The sequence below is a fragment of the Microbacterium sp. JAI119 genome, from assembly GCF_013410135.1.
Lineage (GTDB): Bacteria > Actinomycetota > Actinomycetes > Actinomycetales > Microbacteriaceae > Microbacterium > Microbacterium oxydans.
The window spans coordinates 451,349-467,411 of record NZ_JACCCK010000002.1 but is presented as its reverse complement, the minus strand read 5'-3'; the positions used below and the strand labels follow the sequence as shown (position 1 = coordinate 467,411).

The 16,063-nt window shown below is 68.2% G+C and carries 12 protein-coding genes, 1 tRNA gene and 1 pseudogene; 13 read left to right on the top strand and 1 reads right to left on the bottom strand.

The annotated features are described in order from the left end of the window. Positions 1–64: 64 nt before the first annotated feature. Complete coding sequence (gene rpoC / locus HDC31_RS13210; protein ID WP_061017157.1) at positions 65–3,940, top strand: DNA-directed RNA polymerase subunit beta'; 3,876 nt, start codon at positions 65–67, stop codon at positions 3,938–3,940. 135 nt (positions 3,941–4,075) lie between these two features. Here the strand turns inward: rpoC and HDC31_RS13205 are convergent, their stop codons facing one another. Then, positions 4,076–4,744, bottom strand: a complete 669-nt coding sequence (locus tag HDC31_RS13205; RefSeq protein ID WP_308472278.1) for a hypothetical protein — start codon at positions 4,742–4,744, stop codon at positions 4,076–4,078. Positions 4,745–4,761: 17 nt separating this feature from the next. On the opposite strand from HDC31_RS13205, the gene HDC31_RS13200 reads away from it, so the two are divergent. From HDC31_RS13200 to HDC31_RS20275, 12 genes and pseudogenes are all read left to right on the top strand, one after another. After that, positions 4,762–5,691: a PfkB family carbohydrate kinase gene (locus HDC31_RS13200; RefSeq protein WP_113680590.1), complete on the top strand. Its 930-nt coding sequence runs from the start codon at positions 4,762–4,764 to the stop codon at positions 5,689–5,691. Between the two features lie 86 nt (positions 5,692–5,777). After that, positions 5,778–5,862: transfer RNA gene (locus HDC31_RS13195), tRNA-Tyr, on the top strand. A 389-nt stretch (positions 5,863–6,251) separates the two neighbouring features. Continuing rightward, positions 6,252–7,193 (top strand): aldo/keto reductase, encoded by a 942-nt coding sequence (locus HDC31_RS13190; RefSeq protein ID WP_179516201.1) that lies wholly within the window; start codon positions 6,252–6,254, stop codon positions 7,191–7,193. Then, a complete protein-coding gene (locus HDC31_RS13185; protein ID WP_113680592.1) occupies positions 7,190–8,527 on the top strand; it encodes a M20 family metallopeptidase in 1,338 nt (445 codons plus the stop codon). Before HDC31_RS13190 ends, HDC31_RS13185 begins: the two co-directional genes overlap by 4 nt. Beyond that, positions 8,524–9,513 (top strand): ABC transporter permease, encoded by a 990-nt coding sequence (locus tag HDC31_RS13180; protein WP_113680593.1) that lies wholly within the window; start codon positions 8,524–8,526, stop codon positions 9,511–9,513. The genes HDC31_RS13185 and HDC31_RS13180 overlap by 4 nt, the downstream gene beginning before the upstream one ends. Continuing rightward, on the top strand, positions 9,510–10,379 hold the full coding sequence (locus HDC31_RS13175) for an ABC transporter permease (protein WP_113680594.1): 870 nt from the start codon (positions 9,510–9,512) through the stop codon (positions 10,377–10,379). Before HDC31_RS13180 ends, HDC31_RS13175 begins: the two co-directional genes overlap by 4 nt. Continuing rightward, positions 10,376–12,046: an ABC transporter ATP-binding protein gene (locus HDC31_RS13170; RefSeq protein ID WP_113680595.1), complete on the top strand. Its 1,671-nt coding sequence runs from the start codon at positions 10,376–10,378 to the stop codon at positions 12,044–12,046. Before HDC31_RS13175 ends, HDC31_RS13170 begins: the two co-directional genes overlap by 4 nt. A 50-nt stretch (positions 12,047–12,096) precedes the next feature. Next, positions 12,097–12,276 carry a hypothetical protein gene (locus tag HDC31_RS13165; RefSeq protein WP_113680596.1) on the top strand — a complete coding sequence of 60 codons (180 nt, stop codon included), beginning with the start codon at positions 12,097–12,099 and terminating at the stop codon, positions 12,274–12,276. Between the two features lie 54 nt (positions 12,277–12,330). Continuing rightward, positions 12,331–13,758 (top strand): ABC transporter substrate-binding protein, encoded by a 1,428-nt coding sequence (locus tag HDC31_RS13160; protein ID WP_179516200.1) that lies wholly within the window; start codon positions 12,331–12,333, stop codon positions 13,756–13,758. Positions 13,759–13,793: 35 nt separating this feature from the next. Continuing rightward, complete coding sequence (locus HDC31_RS13155) at positions 13,794–14,864, top strand: LLM class flavin-dependent oxidoreductase (protein ID WP_061017746.1); 1,071 nt, start codon at positions 13,794–13,796, stop codon at positions 14,862–14,864. Beyond that, positions 14,861–15,289 (top strand): annotated as a pseudogene (locus HDC31_RS20600) (LLM class flavin-dependent oxidoreductase); the annotation flags it as partial. The gene HDC31_RS13155 and the pseudogene HDC31_RS20600, both read left to right, overlap by 4 nt. Positions 15,290–15,552: 263 nt before the next feature. After that, positions 15,553–16,002, top strand: coding sequence for a hypothetical protein (locus HDC31_RS20275; protein ID WP_257022160.1), 450 nt, complete (start codon positions 15,553–15,555; stop codon positions 16,000–16,002). Positions 16,003–16,063 lie beyond the last annotated feature (61 nt).

Sequence of the window (16,063 nt, the reverse complement as noted above, 5' to 3'; positions counted from 1 at the left end):
GGACCCACGTCTCGGGCCCCCCGAAGCAGACTTCTCAAAAAGAATTTCCGACACAGGAGAACTAGTGCTCGAGTCCACAACTTTCGATGAGCTTCGCATCGGCCTGGCGACCGCAGACCACATCCGCGCGTGGTCCTACGGCGAGGTCAAGAAGCCCGAAACCATCAACTACCGCACCCTCAAGCCGGAGAAGGACGGTCTCTTCGGAGAGCAGATCTTCGGCCCGTCCCGCGACTGGGAGTGCGCCTGCGGCAAGTACAAGCGCGTCCGCTTCAAGGGCATCGTCTGCGAGCGCTGCGGCGTGGAGGTCACCAAGAGCTCCGTCCGTCGTGAGCGCATGGGTCACATCGAGCTCGCCGCTCCCGTCACCCACATCTGGTACTTCAAGGGCGTGCCCTCGCGCCTGGGCTACCTGCTCGACATGGCACCGAAGGACCTCGAGAAGGTCATCTACTTCGCCGCCTACATGGTCATCTCGGTCGATGAGGAAGCTCGTCACCGCGACCTGGGCACGCAGGAGAACAACATCCGTCTCGAGCTGAAGACGCTCGGCGACCGCCGCGACGCCAAGATCGCGGAGCGCCTGGCCAAGCTGGAGGAGGAGCTCGCTGCTCTCGAGGCGGAGGGTGCCAAGGCCGACGCCAAGAAGAAGGTCAAGGACGCCGCCGAGAAGGAGATGTCGCTCATCCGCAAGGGTGCCGACGAGGCGATCCTGAAGCTGGAGCGCGTGTGGGAGGACTTCCGCACGCTCGAGGTCGGCGCACTCCGTCCGGAGGACGACGTCTTCCACGAGCTGCAGGACCGCTTCGGTCAGTACTTCGAGGCCTACATGGGTGCCGAGTCGATCCAGCGTCGCCTCGCGGCGTTCGACCTCGAGGCCGAGGCGGAGAACCTGCGTCTGCAGATCTCCGAGGGCAAGGGCCAGCGCAAGATCCGTGCGATCAAGCGCCTGAAGGTCGTCAGCTCGTTCCTCGAGACCGGCATGAGCCCGGCGTCGATGGTCCTGGACGTCGTCCCGGTCATCCCGCCGGAGCTGCGCCCGATGGTCCAGCTCGACGGTGGCCGCTTCGCGACCTCCGACCTGAACGACCTGTACCGCCGCGTGATCAACCGCAACAACCGTCTTCGTCGTCTGATCGACCTCGGTGCCCCCGAGATCATCGTCAACAACGAGAAGCGCATGCTGCAGGAGGCCGTGGACGCACTGTTCGACAACGGTCGCCGTGGTCGCCCCGTCACCGGTACCGGCAACCGTGCCCTGAAGTCGCTCAGCGACATGCTGAAGGGTAAGCAGGGTCGTTTCCGTCAGAACCTGCTCGGAAAGCGTGTCGACTACTCCGGCCGTTCGGTCATCATCGTCGGCCCGCAGCTCAAGCTGCACCAGTGCGGTCTGCCCAAGCAGATGGCTCTGGAGCTCTTCAAGCCGTTCGTCATCAAGCGTCTGATCGACCTCGGTCACTCGCAGAACATCAAGGCCGCCAAGCGTGCCGTCGAGCGCACCCGTCCCGAGGTCTGGGACGTGCTCGAGGAGATCATCCGCGAGCGTCCGGTGCTGCTCAACCGTGCACCCACCCTGCACCGTCTGGGCATCCAGGCGTTCGAGCCCCAGCTCGTCGAGGGCAAGGCCATCCAGCTGCACCCGCTCGTCTGCGCGGCGTTCAACGCCGACTTCGACGGTGACCAGATGGCTGTCCACCTGCCCCTGTCGGTCGAGGCTCAGGCCGAGGCCCGCGTGCTGATGCTCGCGTCGAACAACATCCTGAAGCCGTCGGACGGCCGTCCGGTCACCCTGCCTTCGCAGGACATGATCATCGGTCTGCACCACCTGACCACGGTCAAGGAAGGCGCGACCGGCGAGGGCCGTGCATTCGGTTCGGTGGGCGAGGCGATCCTGGCCAAGGACGAGGGCTCCCTCGACCTGCAGGCGAAGATCCGCATCCGCATCCCCGGCCTGACGTTCCTCGAGGGCGAAGCTCCCGAGGGCTACGAGCGTCACGGTCTCGTCGACGCCTCGCTGGGTCAGGCGATCTTCAACGACACGCTGCCGAAGGGCTACCCGTTCGTCCGCGAGCAGGCTGACAAGAACAAGCTGTCGCAGATCGTCAACAAGCTGGCCGAGGAGTACCCCAAGGTCGAGACGGCTGCGTCGCTGGACCGCATCAAGGACGCCGGCTTCTACTGGGCAACGCGCTCCGGTGTGACCGTCGCCCTGAGCGACATCCTCACGCCGCCGAACAAGGCGGAGATCGTCGCGGGCTACGAGAAGCAGGCCGCGAAGGTCCAGTCGCAGTACGAGAAGGGTCTGACGACCGACTCGGAGCGTCGCCAGGAGCTCATCAAGATCTGGACCGAGGCCACAGACGAGGTTCAGGCCGCCATGAAGGCGAACTTCCCCGAGGACAACACCATCAACCGCATGGTGTCGTCGGGTGCTCGTGGTAACTGGCTGCAGATCCGGAACATCGCCGGTATGCGTGGTCTGGTGAACAACCCCAAGGGTGAGATCATCCCGCGTCCGATCATCTCCTCGTACCGCGAGGGTCTGTCGGTTGCGGAGTACTTCATCGCGACGCACGGTACCCGTAAGGGTCTCGCCGACACCGCTCTGCGTACCGCCGACTCGGGTTACCTGACCCGTCGTCTGGTGGACGTCTCGCAGGACGTCATCATCCGCGAAGAGGACTGCGGCACGTCGAAGGGCCTCGAGCTCCCGATCGCCGCTCCGAACTCGCAGGGTGAGCTGGTGCGCGACGCGAACGTCGAGAACTCGGTGTTCGCCCGTACGCTGGCCTCGGCCGTGGTCGACAGCAAGGGCGAGGTTCTCGCCGAAGCCGGTGAGGACGTCGGTGACGTGCTGATCGACAAGCTCGTCGCTCTGGGTGTCGAGACCATCAAGGTGCGCTCGGTCCTGACCTGCGACTCCGCCGTCGGTGTGTGTGCACAGTGCTACGGCCGTTCGCTCGCGACCGGAAAGACCGTCGACATCGGCGAGGCCGTCGGCATCATCGCGGCCCAGTCGATCGGTGAGCCCGGTACCCAGCTGACGATGCGTACCTTCCACACGGGTGGTTCGGCATCGGCGGATGACATCACGCAGGGTCTGCCCCGCGTGCAGGAGCTCTTCGAGGCGCGTACCCCCAAGGGCGCGTCGCCGATCGCCGAGGCCGACGGCCGCATCGCGATCGACGAGACCGACAAGGGCAAGAAGGTCATCCTCACGCCCGACAGCGGCGACGAGCCCGTCATCTACCCGGTGCTGAAGCGTGCCACGCTTCTCGTCGAGGACGGGCAGCACGTCACGGTCGGTCAGCCGATCCTGGTGGGCACGCTCGACCCCAAGGAGATCATGCGCGTCATGGGTGCTCGCGAGGTGCAGCGTTACCTCGTCGGCGGCGTCCAGGGCGTGTACCGCTCGCAGGGTGTGCCGATCCACGACAAGCACATCGAGGTCATCGTCCGTCAGATGCTCCGCAAGGTCACCGTCGTCGATCACGCCGACACGACCCTGCTCCCGGGTGAGATGGTCGACCTCAAGCGCTACCAGTCGATCAACCGCGAGGCTGTGGCAGAGGGCAAGCGCCCCGCGTCCGGCCGTCCGGAGCTGATGGGTATCACGAAGGCGTCGCTCGCGACCGAGTCGTGGCTGTCGGCCGCCTCCTTCCAGGAGACGACCCGCGTGCTCACCGAGGCTGCGATGCAGGGCAAGCGCGACCCGCTGGTCGGTCTCAAGGAGAACGTCATCATCGGTAAGCTCATCCCCGCCGGAACCGGTCTCTCGAAGTACCGCGACGTCACGGTCGAGGCCACAGAGGAAGCCAAGAGCGAGCGCTACCCGAACCGGATCTTCGCATCCGACGGTGCGTACGCCGATGGTGACTTCGGCTACGTCGACTTCGACGCGTTCTCGACGGACGACATCACCCCAGGCACCTACAACTGATTGAGGTTGTCGAGCGACGAAGTCGCGACACAACTGAGTGCTGAGTGACGAAGAAGGCCCCAGGGTTCGCCTTGGGGCCTTCTTCGTGCCCGGGTTTCACGCCATGCCGTCGACGGGGCTCCGGGCGCGGCGGGGTCAGTCGAAGATGTGCTCGATGATGCTCGAGGTGTAACCGGTCGGCGCCAGGTTCGAGTAGCGGGTGTCGATCATGACGTCGTCACGCCAGAACAGGGTGCGGCCGTCCGTCACGGGGTACTGCTCGTTGGGCCAGGTCTTCTCGCATCGGGTGCCGCCGTCCGGCGTGAAGCAGGAGAAGCCCTCGTTGTCGGCGAGTGCATTGAGCATGTCGAGCGCGGGACCGCGGTTCATCCGCGAGATGGTGGTCGTGAGCCTCGTGGTGTCTGCGCGCGGGTCGGCCCAATTGCAGGTGAGGGCGCCGTCCGCACCCACGCCCGAGGGTCCGAAGGCGGCGTCGTTGAGCGGGATGTCTCCGAGCTCGGCGAGCACGGATTCCGACAGGATCGCGCGGCAGTCTGTCGGGAGCGTGACGGCCTTGGCGGTGGGCGTGGGGGAGGGCGTTCCGGGCCCCTCCGTGCTGGTCGAGTCCGGGCTGGGCGCGTCGCTCGCTGCTGAGGGCGCCGAGGACCCTGCTCCCGCGCCGGCTTGCGGAGTGCACGCCGTGAGGGCGATGAGGAGCGAGAGGGCCACGGCGGCGCCGGCGAGGCGGGGGTTCATGGCCACACCGTACTGCCCTCCGGCGTCGGGACGCGAGAGGATCGCGGTGTTGTCAGGGCGTCCCGGCACCGCGATAGTGTCAGCGGGTGAGCAACGTGACTTCTGCTGCCGGTTCCGTGGTCGTGATCGGCGATGCCCTGATCGATGAGATCCGTGATGATTCGGGGGTGCGCGAGCTCGTCGGCGGCGCTGCGCTGAATGTGGCCGTCGGCCTTCGTCGGCTGGGGGTCGACACCACGCTGATCGCGATGGTCGGTGACGATGAAGCGGGCGCCCACATCCGCGAGTACCTCGGGGATCACGGGGTGCGCCTGATCTCGAGCGAGGCCCCGCACGGCTCCTCTCGTGCCGTCGTACAGCGCGCGTCGAATGGCGAGCCGCAGTACGTGTTCAATGAGGCGGCGCAGAAGCGCAGCATCCGATACTCCGATGAGGCACGTCAGGCGATCTCCGACGCCGCGCTCGTCGCCATCAGCTGCTTCCCCTTCGATGTGCCGGCAGAGGTCGATGCCCTGGTCGATGCCCTGGGCGATGCGAGGGTCGCCGTCGACCCGAACCCGCGCACCGGGATGCTCAGCGATCGCGAGGAGTTCGTCCGCGGGTTCGAGCGGCTGGCGACGTCGGCGGCCGTCGTCAAGGTCGGCGCGGATGATGCAGCGATCCTCTACGACGGCGACCTGGACGCACTGCGGGGGCGCCTGCGAGACCTCGGAGCCGCTGCCGTACTGGCGACCGCGGGAGCGGAAGGTGCCATGATCGATGCGGACGCCGGTGTCGTCTCCGCGCCCATCGCCCAGCTTCCCGGAGCCGTGATCGACACCGTCGGGGCGGGTGACGCGACGCTCGCGGCGGTCTCCGAGGGCCTGGTCTCGGCGTCGCCGTCCGACCTGGCGCAGTGGCGCGTGCTCCTGCTGCGAGCCATGGACATCGCCGCTGCGACCTGCCGCGCAGAGGGCGGCCTGCTGCGGACTCCGGAGTCTCTGGCCGACTCGGGGCGGGGCGTGAACGGCAGCTGACGTTTCGATTTCTTGCACCCGCCTCGGACAGGTATGCTTGTCTCTCGTGCCCCCGGTTGGCTGTTCAAGTCGGACGGGTGCGCTCTGGCGAGTTACCCAAGCGGCCAAAGGGATCTGACTGTAAATCAGACTGCACTGCATTCGGGGGTTCGAATCCCTCACTCGCCACCAGAATCAAGGCCCCGAGATCCGCGGATACACGCGAGATTCGGGGCCTTAGCTGTTCCTCGAACCAGCCGCGCGACCTCCACGTGACACGGCCGGTCAGGGCGAGCCCGATCCCGGGCACCCGCGACGGCGTTCCGAGCATCCACACGGGTCGGCGTGCGTATCCGACGTCACCGCCGTCGTCGCCTGGCCACGTCCGCTGCACGGCCCTCGACGGAGCGGACCGTGTGAAGGGGGGACCGGACCTGCATCGCACGTCGACGGGCTCGACGAAGTCTCCCTGTTACGCGTCGTGAAGCCGGATATCCATCGACGACGAACGGTGACTGCGGACGGGCTGCAGGTGCGGGCGAGCCCATAGATTTCGGGCAGAAGTCGACCCGAGGAGTCCCGTGCACACCGTCAGCATCCCAGCCGTCGCGCCATCGGCGCAGACGAGCATCACCCTGGCCGGGCGACCAGTCTCCCGGCTCGGCTTCGGCGCCGCCCGGCTCACCGCAGGTGACGGATGGGGGCGCGCCTCCGACGAGGGCGAGCCACGTCGGCTCCTGCGTGCGGCGATCGACGAGGGATACGACTACGTCGACTCCGCCGATGCGCTCGGTCCCGGCATCAGCGACGAGATCATCGGAGACGTCGTCCGTCCCTCTGAGAAGGTGCTCGTCGCGTCGAAGGTCGGGATGCTGCGCACCGGTCCGCACGGGTGGGGTGTGCTCGGCCGACCGGACTATCTCCGTCAGCAGGTGCACGCCACGCTGCTCCGACTGCGCCGGGATCAGATCCCCCTGCTGTACCTGCACCGCATCGACCCTGCCGTCCCGCTCGCCGATCAGTGGGGAACGCTGCGCGAGCTCCGCGACGAGGGGCTGATCGGTCACCTCGGTGTGTGCGAGCCGGACCTCATCCAGCTCGACGAACTGGTCGAAATCGAGGTGCCGGCGGCCGTGCAGAGCCTGTACAACATCGCGGCGCCGGCGAACGCGGTGGTCGCCGACAGAGCCGCGGAGCTGGGCGTGCCCTTCGTCGCCTACTGGGCGCTGATCGGTCGTGGGCTGGCGCGCAGCGAGTACGACCGGGTCTTCCGGGTGCTCGGCGCGGGGGGAGCACCGTTCGGATTGTCGGCAGCGCAGACCGCCCTCGCCTGGGCGCTGAGCACGCGTCCGAACGGACTCGCCCTCGTCGGGTCGCGCTCCCTCCGACACCTCGCCGAGAATCGACGTGCCCTGGAGTTGCGACTGCCGGATGATGTGACGAGTCGGCTGGCAACCGAGGTCGCCGATGCGCTCGGCGGCGTCGCCTTCGACCCGCGTCGCACGGCGGAGGACGAGAGATGAGCCTCGACATCCGACCCGGCACAGACCCGCTCGACGCGTATCTGGCCTTCGACACCGCCGCACCGCAGCGGGGGAGCATCCCCGCCGATGCCTCGATCGAGAGTGCCTTCGACGGTGCCGCGGACGGCACGCACGACCGCATCGCCGCGTCGGTGAGGGCTCTGCGCCCCGAGCTCGTCGCGCTCGCCACCGATCTGTACGAAAACCCCGAGATCGGCTTCCAGGAGGTCTACTCCTCCGGACGCATCGCCGACCTCCTCGACGCACACGGCATCGACGTCCAGCGCGGAGCCTTCGGACTCGACACCGCTTTCCGGGCCACGGTGGGCGAGGGCGACGCGCACTTCGCGATCATCGCGGAGTACGACGCGCTGCCGGAGGTCGGTCATGCGTGCGGGCACAACATCATCGCCGGTCAGGCAGTCGGAGCCTTCCTGGCGGCACGGGATCATCTCGCGCCGGGCGGAGGGCGCCTGTCGATCATCGGTACCCCGGCCGAGGAAGGCGGGGCGGGCAAGGAGCTCATCATCCGCGCCGGCGGTTTCGACGACGTGGATGCCGCGGCGATGGTGCACCCGGGCGGAGGTACCAGTGTCTCCCCGGTGTATGGAGGCGGCACGAGCGGCGTGCGCCGCGTGCGGGTGACCTACCGCGGTCGCGCGGCCCACGCCGCGCTCAGTCCGTACCTCGGTCTCAACGCGCTCGACGCCGTGGTCACCGCCTACCAGGGCGTGGCGCAGCTGCGTCAGCACATCCTGCCCGTCGACCGGATCCACGGCATCATCACCGACGGCGGCGCGGCGGCCAACGTCGTGCCGGAGCGCGCCGCTGCGGAGTTCCTCATCCGCTCGACCGAGGTGGCGACGTTGAACGCCTTGACGCAGCGAGTGGTCGACATCCTCGAAGCGGCGGCGCTCAGCACCGGCACCACGGCGGAGCTGGACGTCGACTTCGAGCCGCCCTACCTCCCGCTGCGCCCGAACGTCGAGCTGAACAAGCGCTGGGCCACCGCCCTCACCCGGCAGGGCAGATCCGTCCCCGTACGGCCGGCGGTCGTGCGGCAGGGCGGCCCATCGACAGACATGGGCAACGTCAGTCAGTTCATCCCGGCGATACACCCGGCGCTCGGTCTGGGCGCGGCCTCCGACGTGCTGCCCCACAACGCCGCCTTCGCGGATGCCACCGTGCGTCCTCCTGCGTTCGACACGCTGGTCGACGGTGCGATCGGTCTCGCCGCGACAGCACTCGACTACCTCGCCGACGAGGGGCTGCAGGCGGCGGTCTCCGCCGAGTTCGTCGCGACCGGTGGACGGTACCGCTGGGGGGACGGATGACGGCGACAGCAGCGCTCGCACCGGCCACCCGGGTGCGCGGCCTCCGTTTCGGGGGGTGGCTGCCGTTCACCCTGCACCGGCTGCTCGACGCGGTGATCGTGCTCTGGGCAGCGGCGACCCTCGCTTTCGTGGCGCTCAAGCTGATTCCCGGCGATCCGCTCGACAGCCTGCTCGCCGGGGTGCTCGATGCGCCGCCGGAGCTGCGCCAACAGGTCGCCGCGTATTACGGCCTCGACCAACCCGTGTTCGTGCAGTACCTCACGTTCCTCGCGAACCTGGTGCAGGGGGATCTGGGGATCAGTTACCAACGCTCCGCCCCCGTCACACAGATCATCTTCTCCGAGCTCGGTGCGACGGTCGAGCTCACGGTGACCGCCATGGCGATCGCCGGCATCGTCGCGGTGGGACTCGCGCTCGCCACTTCCGGACGTCGCCGCTCGGCGCGTCTGGCTGCGCAGGCGATCGAGCTGGTCGCGATCTCGGTGCCGTCGTTCTGGCTCGGCATCCTGCTGATGAACCTGCTCTCGTTCACGTTCCCGATCTTCCCGGCCTTCGGCGCCAATGGTCCCGCCTCCCTCGTGCTCCCCGCCGTCACCCTCTCGGTGCCGCTCATCGGGGTGCTCGCCCAGGTGCTCCGCGAGCGCATGGAGTACACGCTGCACGAGCCCTTCGTGACGACCGTCCTCGCCCGTGGTGTCTCGGAGAGTCGGCTGCGCTCGCACCACGTGCTGCGCCATGCCGCGATTCCGGCACTCACGCTGAGCACCCTGATCTTCGGCTCGCTGCTCAGCGGCGCAGCAGTGCTCGAGACCCTGTTCGCCCGTCCGGGCCTCGGCCGCATCGCCGTCTCCGCGGTCGCCGACCGCGACATCCCGGTGGTGCTGGGCACCGTGGTCTTCGCGGCCCTGGTGTTCGTGGTCGTGAACATCGTGGTCGACCTCGTGTACCCGCTGTTCGACCCGAGATTGAAGGAGGCGCGCTCATGACCGCTTCGGCCGTCCTGCAACCGGCCCCCGCCGACGGCCTCGTGCGCCGACGGGTGCATCCGCCGGTCGGCGTGCTCCTGGCGATCGCGGTGCTCGCCGCCCTGCTCGTGATCGGCCTCGCTCCTGGGGCCTTCACCTCATATGACCCGTTGCAGGGTGATCCGCTCTCCTCACTCCAGGCGCCGAGTGTGGCGCACCCCTTCGGTACCGATCAGCTCGGTCGCGACGTGCTCTCACGCGTTCTGCACGGCGCCCAGTACTCGCTCTCTCTGGGCCTGCTCGCGACGGCGATCGGCCTCGTCGGCGGCATCGTGCTCGGGGTCGCCGCCGGATACTCCCGCGGCTTGGCCGACCGGCTGATCAGCCGGTTCCTCGACATCCTGCTCGCCTTTCCCGAGGTGCTGCTCGCGCTGATCCTGATCACCGTGCTCGGCCCGGGGATGTCGAGCGTCATCTGGGCCGTCGGTATCGGCCGTATCCCCGGTGCGGCTCGCCTCGTGCGGTCTCAAGTGCTGCAGGTGCGCCGATCCTCCTACGTCTCGTCGGCCGTGGGGCTCGGGCTGCCGTCGCTCACGGTGGTCGCGCGGCACGTGGTTCCCAACAGTCTCGGCCCCGTGCTCGTCAACTCGGTGCTCGGCGTCGGGGTGTGCATCATCTTCGGCGCGTCGCTGAGCTTCCTCGGACTCGGTGCCGTGCCGCCCACCCCGGAATGGGGGCTGATGCTGTCGGAGGCCAGACAGTACCTCTCGCTCGCTCCGTGGGTCAGCGTCTGGCCCGGAGTCTTCATCACCCTGACCGTGGTCTCGGTCACGGTGACCGGCCGTTGGTGGCAGCAGAGCGTCGTCTCGCGGAGGAGGTCGCTGTGACCGTCGTCGATTCCCACCCCCTGGTGTCGACCGTCGACGAGGAAGCCAACGAGACGGCGATCGTCTCGGTGCGCGACCTGCGTGTGCGCTTCCCCGGGGCCGTTGCCCCTGCGGTCGACGGCGTGTCGTTCGCCGTCACTGCCGGACGCTGCGTGGCCCTGGTCGGTGAATCGGGGTCGGGCAAGAGTGTCACCGCGCGCAGTCTTCTCGGACTGTCCGGCCGCGGCGCGCAGATCACATCGACCGAGCTCCGCTACGGCGCGATCGACCTGAGGGGGCTGCGTGGTCGCGGATGGTGTGCCGTGCGGGGGAGTGGGATCGGCCTCGTGCATCAGGACGCGCTGGTCTCGCTCGATCCGCTGCGTCGGGTCGGAGCCGAGGTCGCCGAAGGTCTCGATGGCATCGGCTCCCGGCGGGCGCGTGCGGCCAACGTCGAGGAGCTGCTCGGTCGCGTCGGTGTCCCCGAGCCTCGGATGCGCGCGCAGCAGCGTCCGCATGAGCTCTCGGGTGGATTGCGACAGCGTGCTCTGATCGCGTCGGCCATCGCGGGTGGGCCGCGCGTGCTCATCGCGGATGAACCGACGACGGCGCTCGATGTCACGGTGCAGGCGCAGATCATCGATCTGCTGATCGAACTCAAGACCACCGGCACCGGCATCCTCCTGGTCAGCCACGACCTCGCCGTCGTGAGCCGCATCGCCGACGAGATCCTGGTGATGAACCAGGGCGTGGTCGTCGAGCGGGGAGCTCCACGCACGATCTTCGCCGACCCGCAGCATCCGTACACGCGTCGGCTCATCGACGCGATTCCGGCCGAGCATCGTCGCGGCACGCGTCTTTCGACCGCCCCGCTGCCGGTGCTGCAGGAGCGGCGGTCATCGGAGGCCACCCTGCAGAGCGCGACCCCCGTGATCGAAGCCCGCGGCCTCCACAAGACGTACCGCGCGCCCGGTGGTGTCCTCACGGCTCTCGACGACGTCTCCTTCGCCCTCCGCCGCGGCACCACCCTGGGCGTGGTCGGGGAGTCGGGCTCCGGCAAGTCCACGGCCGCGCAGATCGTCCTCGGCACCCTCGCCCCCGATCGCGGCGAGGTGGTGTTCGACGCGAAGCCCTGGTCGGGGATCCCCGAGCGGGAGCGACGAAGCCGGCGTCCGCGCATCCAGTCGATCTCCCAGGATCCGCTCAGCTCGTTCGACCCGCGCTATGACGTGGCCGCGTTGCTCGGTGAAGCGATCGCCGCGGGTGCTGTTCCTCGCGAGCGGCGTCGGGAGCGCGCCGAGGAGCTGCTGACCCAGGTCGGACTGACCGGTGCCGTGCTCGCACGCCGTCCCCTCGACCTCTCCGGTGGGCAGCGCCAGCGGGTCGCGATCGCGAAGGCGCTCGCGACGAACCCCGACGTGCTGGTGTGCGACGAGCCGGTGTCAGCGCTCGACGTCTCGGTGCAGGCACAGGTTCTCGACCTGCTGCAGGCGCTGCAGGAGCAGCTCGGCGTCTCGCTCCTCTTCATCAGTCATGACCTCGGCGTCGTCCGCCATCTGGCGCACGACATCGTCGTGATGCGGCACGGACGTGTCGTCGAGTCGGGCCCGGCCGACGACATCTTCGCCGCTCCCGCCCAGCCCTACACCCGCGAACTGCTCGCCGCCGTCCCGCGCCTCTTGCCCTGACCGCCCACCCGACCACACCCGCACACAGCGACCAAGGAAGAACCTTCACCATGAACAGAACACGAGCAGCATTCGCGCTCGGCGCCGTCCTGACCGCCTCCCTCGCCCTGTCCGCCTGCGCCGGCGGCGCATCGGCGCCGTCGTCGTCGGATGCCGCGGACGCCTCGCCGGTCTCCGGTGGGACGCTCACCTATCTCGCGAACACCGAGCCCGGGACCTGGGACGGATAGAAGGTCCCTTCCCTCAACCTGAACTCGATCAACAGCAGCATCTTCGACCCGCTGGTGGTGCAGGCGGAGGACGGCACGTACAAGCCGCATCTGGCCACAGGGTGGGAGATCAGCGACGACGGACTGGTCTACACCTTCACGTTGCGCGATGACGTCGTCTTCCATGACGGAACCCCGTTCAACGCGGCTGTGCTCAAGCAGAACCTCGACCGACCGCTCAACGAGGTCGGTCTGGCGACTGCGGGCAATGCCATCGTCTCCACGGCTGTCCTGAGCGACGACGAGCTGCAGGTGACCCTGGGTCGCAAGAACGCCGCGTTCATCCACGCGCTCTCCACCCCGCACTGGCCGATCTACTCCGGCAAGGTGCTCAGCGAGCACACCCCCGCCGAGCTCGGGACCGACCCGGCCCTGTCGATCGGGACCGGCCCCTTCCGCGTCAAGGAATACGCGAAGGGATCCAAGCTCGTGCTCGAGCGCAATCCCGACTACGCGTGGGCACCCGAGACCGCGGACCACGAGGGGCCCGCCTACCTCGACGAGGTCGTCATCCAGTTCGTGCCGGAGACGCAGGCGCGCATCGGTGCTCTCAACTCGAAGCAGGCCGACGCGATCGATCAGGTGCCGCCGCTGAACATCGGCGAGGTCGAGGCGGCCGGCAACACCGTCATCACGCAGGACAACACGGGAACGCCCTACTATCTCGCGCTGAACACGAACATCGCTCCCTTCGACGACAAGAACGTGCGCCTCGCGTTCCGAGAGGCGATCGACATCGATGCCCTCCTGAAGAGCGTCTACGGCGGTGTCTACAGCCGCTCCTGGACGACGACCTTGCCCGGCACCCCGCCGGTCGGCGCCTACGACGAGAGCCTGGAGGGCTCATGGGGCTACGACCTCGACAAGGCGCAGGAACTGCTCGACGAAGCGGGCTGGGACGAGTTCGACTCCGCGGGCTACCGGGTCAAGGACGGCGAGCGTCTGCACATCGACTGGTACTTCGACAGCCTGTACGTGCAGACCGATCAGCGTCAGCAGCTCGGCGAGGCCATCGCCTCCTCGCTCAAGGACGCCGGATTCGAGGTCGAGCGCATCCCGTTCGACACCGCCTCCTTCACGGCGGCGATCGCGAAGAACGAGCACAACCTCGCTGACGCCTCCCGCGGCTACGCCGATGTGGGCACCTCCGTCTCGCCCTTCACCTCCAGCGCCGACCCGCGCAACGGCGGCAACGGCATCAACTACGGCCTGCTGAACGACGAGGTCATCGACGCGCAGTACGCGATCGTGCAGTCCGACGGCGACCCCGAGGCGCGCATCGAAGCGGCGCACATCGTGCAGGCCCGCATCCTCGACGGGGGCTTCGCGGTTCCGCTGTACATCCCGAAGAAGATCGTCGGCACCACTCCGGCCGTTCACGGATGGACCTTCGACGCCGTCGGCTACACCGACTCGTTCTACGACACCTGGCTCTCCGAGTGACGCACCACCCCTGTTGAGAGGAAAAGGACCAGCACATGCCACGCATCGATCTCTTCTACTACGGAGACGTCTCGCCCGGACAGAGTCCGGTCTCGCTCTATCGCGACATCGAGGAACAGGTGATCCTGGGTGACCAGCTCGGATACAACGGCGTCTGGATCACCGAGCACCACCTCACGATGCGCGGGGAGGTGCCGGACCCGCTGCTCTTCCTCGCACGACTCAGCGGAGTGACCAGCCGCATCCGGCTCGGGACCTCGATCGTGTGCGCCCCGTTCTACCACCCGATCCGACTCGCGGAGTCGGCGCTGCTGCTCGACGCGGTATCCGGTGGGCGGCTCGATCTGGGGGTCGGCAGCGGCGTCGGCTCGGAGGAGTTCTTCGCCGTGTGGGGAATCGACAAGGCCTCGTCCTCCGCGCGGTCGGCCGAGGTCCACGAGATCCTGCGGCAGGCGATCGATGAGAAGGTCGTCGACTTCGAGGGGGAGTACTACTCCTTCCACGGTGTGGAGATCTCGCCGCCGGCGGGGCGTCCCGCACGCGACCTCATCTGGACGGCGGCCGGCCGCAACGCGATCGGCCTGGCGGCCCGGCACGGCTACCGGCTGATGATCCCGCGTCCGCTCCCGCTGGAGGAACGACTGCGGTTCAGCCGCGAGTATCGCGCCACCGTACCCGGCGGAGAGATCATCCATCTTCGATCCGGTCTCGTCGCCGAGACGAAGGACGCCGCACGCGCCGGAGCGCTGGAGTTCTTGCGCACGTACGCGCGGATCTATCTCGGTCTGGACTGGACAGGAGGGGTGGACTCCGAGGACTACGACGACATCGCCGAGCAGCTGAGCTTCGCGATCGGCACCGCACCCGAGGTCGCCGACAAGGTCCATGAGTGGAACGACCAGTTCGACGGCACCGAGCAGACCGCGATCCAGTTCCAGGGACCGGGGATCAGCCAACTGCAGGCGCTGACGGCGATCGAGCTGTTCGCGGCGGAACTGCCCGCGCTGCAGGCGGACGCCGTGCGCACGGCCGTCGACTATGTCGATCCCCGCATTCCCGAGCGCGCGCTCAGTGCCGGCCCTCGCGTGCAGGAGGCCCGCGGATGACCGCAACTACAACCTCCCCGTTCGGAGGCACCGACCTGCCCCTCGGCTCTACCACGATCGGTGACCGTCTGCGTATCGGCTTCATCACGCACCTCGACCACAGCGAGGATCCGCGATTCGTCTATCGAGACACGATCCGTCTGATCCAGGAGCTCGAGGAGCTCGGCTACGACAGCGCCTGGATCGCCACACGGCACTTCCACTCCGGGTGGGCGGCTCTTCCCTCCCCGTACGGGTTTCTGGGGGCGCTCGCCGCCGCGACGAGCACGATCGGACTCGGTACCGCGGTGCTGCCGATCATCCTCGACGATCCTGTGCGCGCCGCGGAGGAGGTCGCCGCGATCGACCATCTCGCCGGTGGGCGGCTGCTGCTCGGCCTCGGGAAGGGAGTCCCTTCCGACTCTTATCACGTGTTCCACACCTGGACGAATGACCGCGACACCAGCTTCGAGAATCAGATCGACCGTCTGCACTGGGCGCTCCAGGGAGGCGTGGTCGATGGGGGCACGGGCGCGATCTGGCCACAGAACACCGCGCTCGAGGGACGGCTGTTCCACGGCAGCTCGAACATCGAACGATCCGTTTCGCGGGGCGCACCGGCGACGGCTTCATCCTGGAGCGGTTCGGCAACGGGCCGGAGCGGCACCCTGATGCACGGGCGGCATTCCAGCGGCGCCAGGCGGACTCCGTGCGAGAGTATCGTCGGGTCTTCGCGGACACCTGGGGATCGACGCGCACTCCCTGGGTCGTCACCTCCCGCTCCGCTTTCCCCGGCCGCACGACCGAGGAAGCCCTCGCGTTCGCCGGAGAGCGCACCGCCCGCTGGAACGTCGCCAGCGCTGCAGCCGGACGCGTGGATCTGTCGCTGTCGATCCCGGACCAGCTGCTGTCGGACAACTTCGCCTGGGGGAGCCCTGAGGCGCTCGCCGCCGATCTGCTCGCCGACCCCACGATCGCGCTGACCGACGAGCTGGTGCTGGGCATCCATCCGGCCGTGCTCGACAGGGCCGAGACGATTGATCGCGCCCGCGTGCTCCTGCGAGAGGTCGTGCCGCTGGTCGAGGAGGGGTGGCGCGCGCAACGAGCACCCGCGCTGGCAGAGGTGAACGCCAGAGCGGACACACTGCAGGGGAGCTGACGCGGCTCGAGTCGATTCGCAGAACGGGGGCGGGGCGGGGGGTCCCCACCCCGCCCCCGCG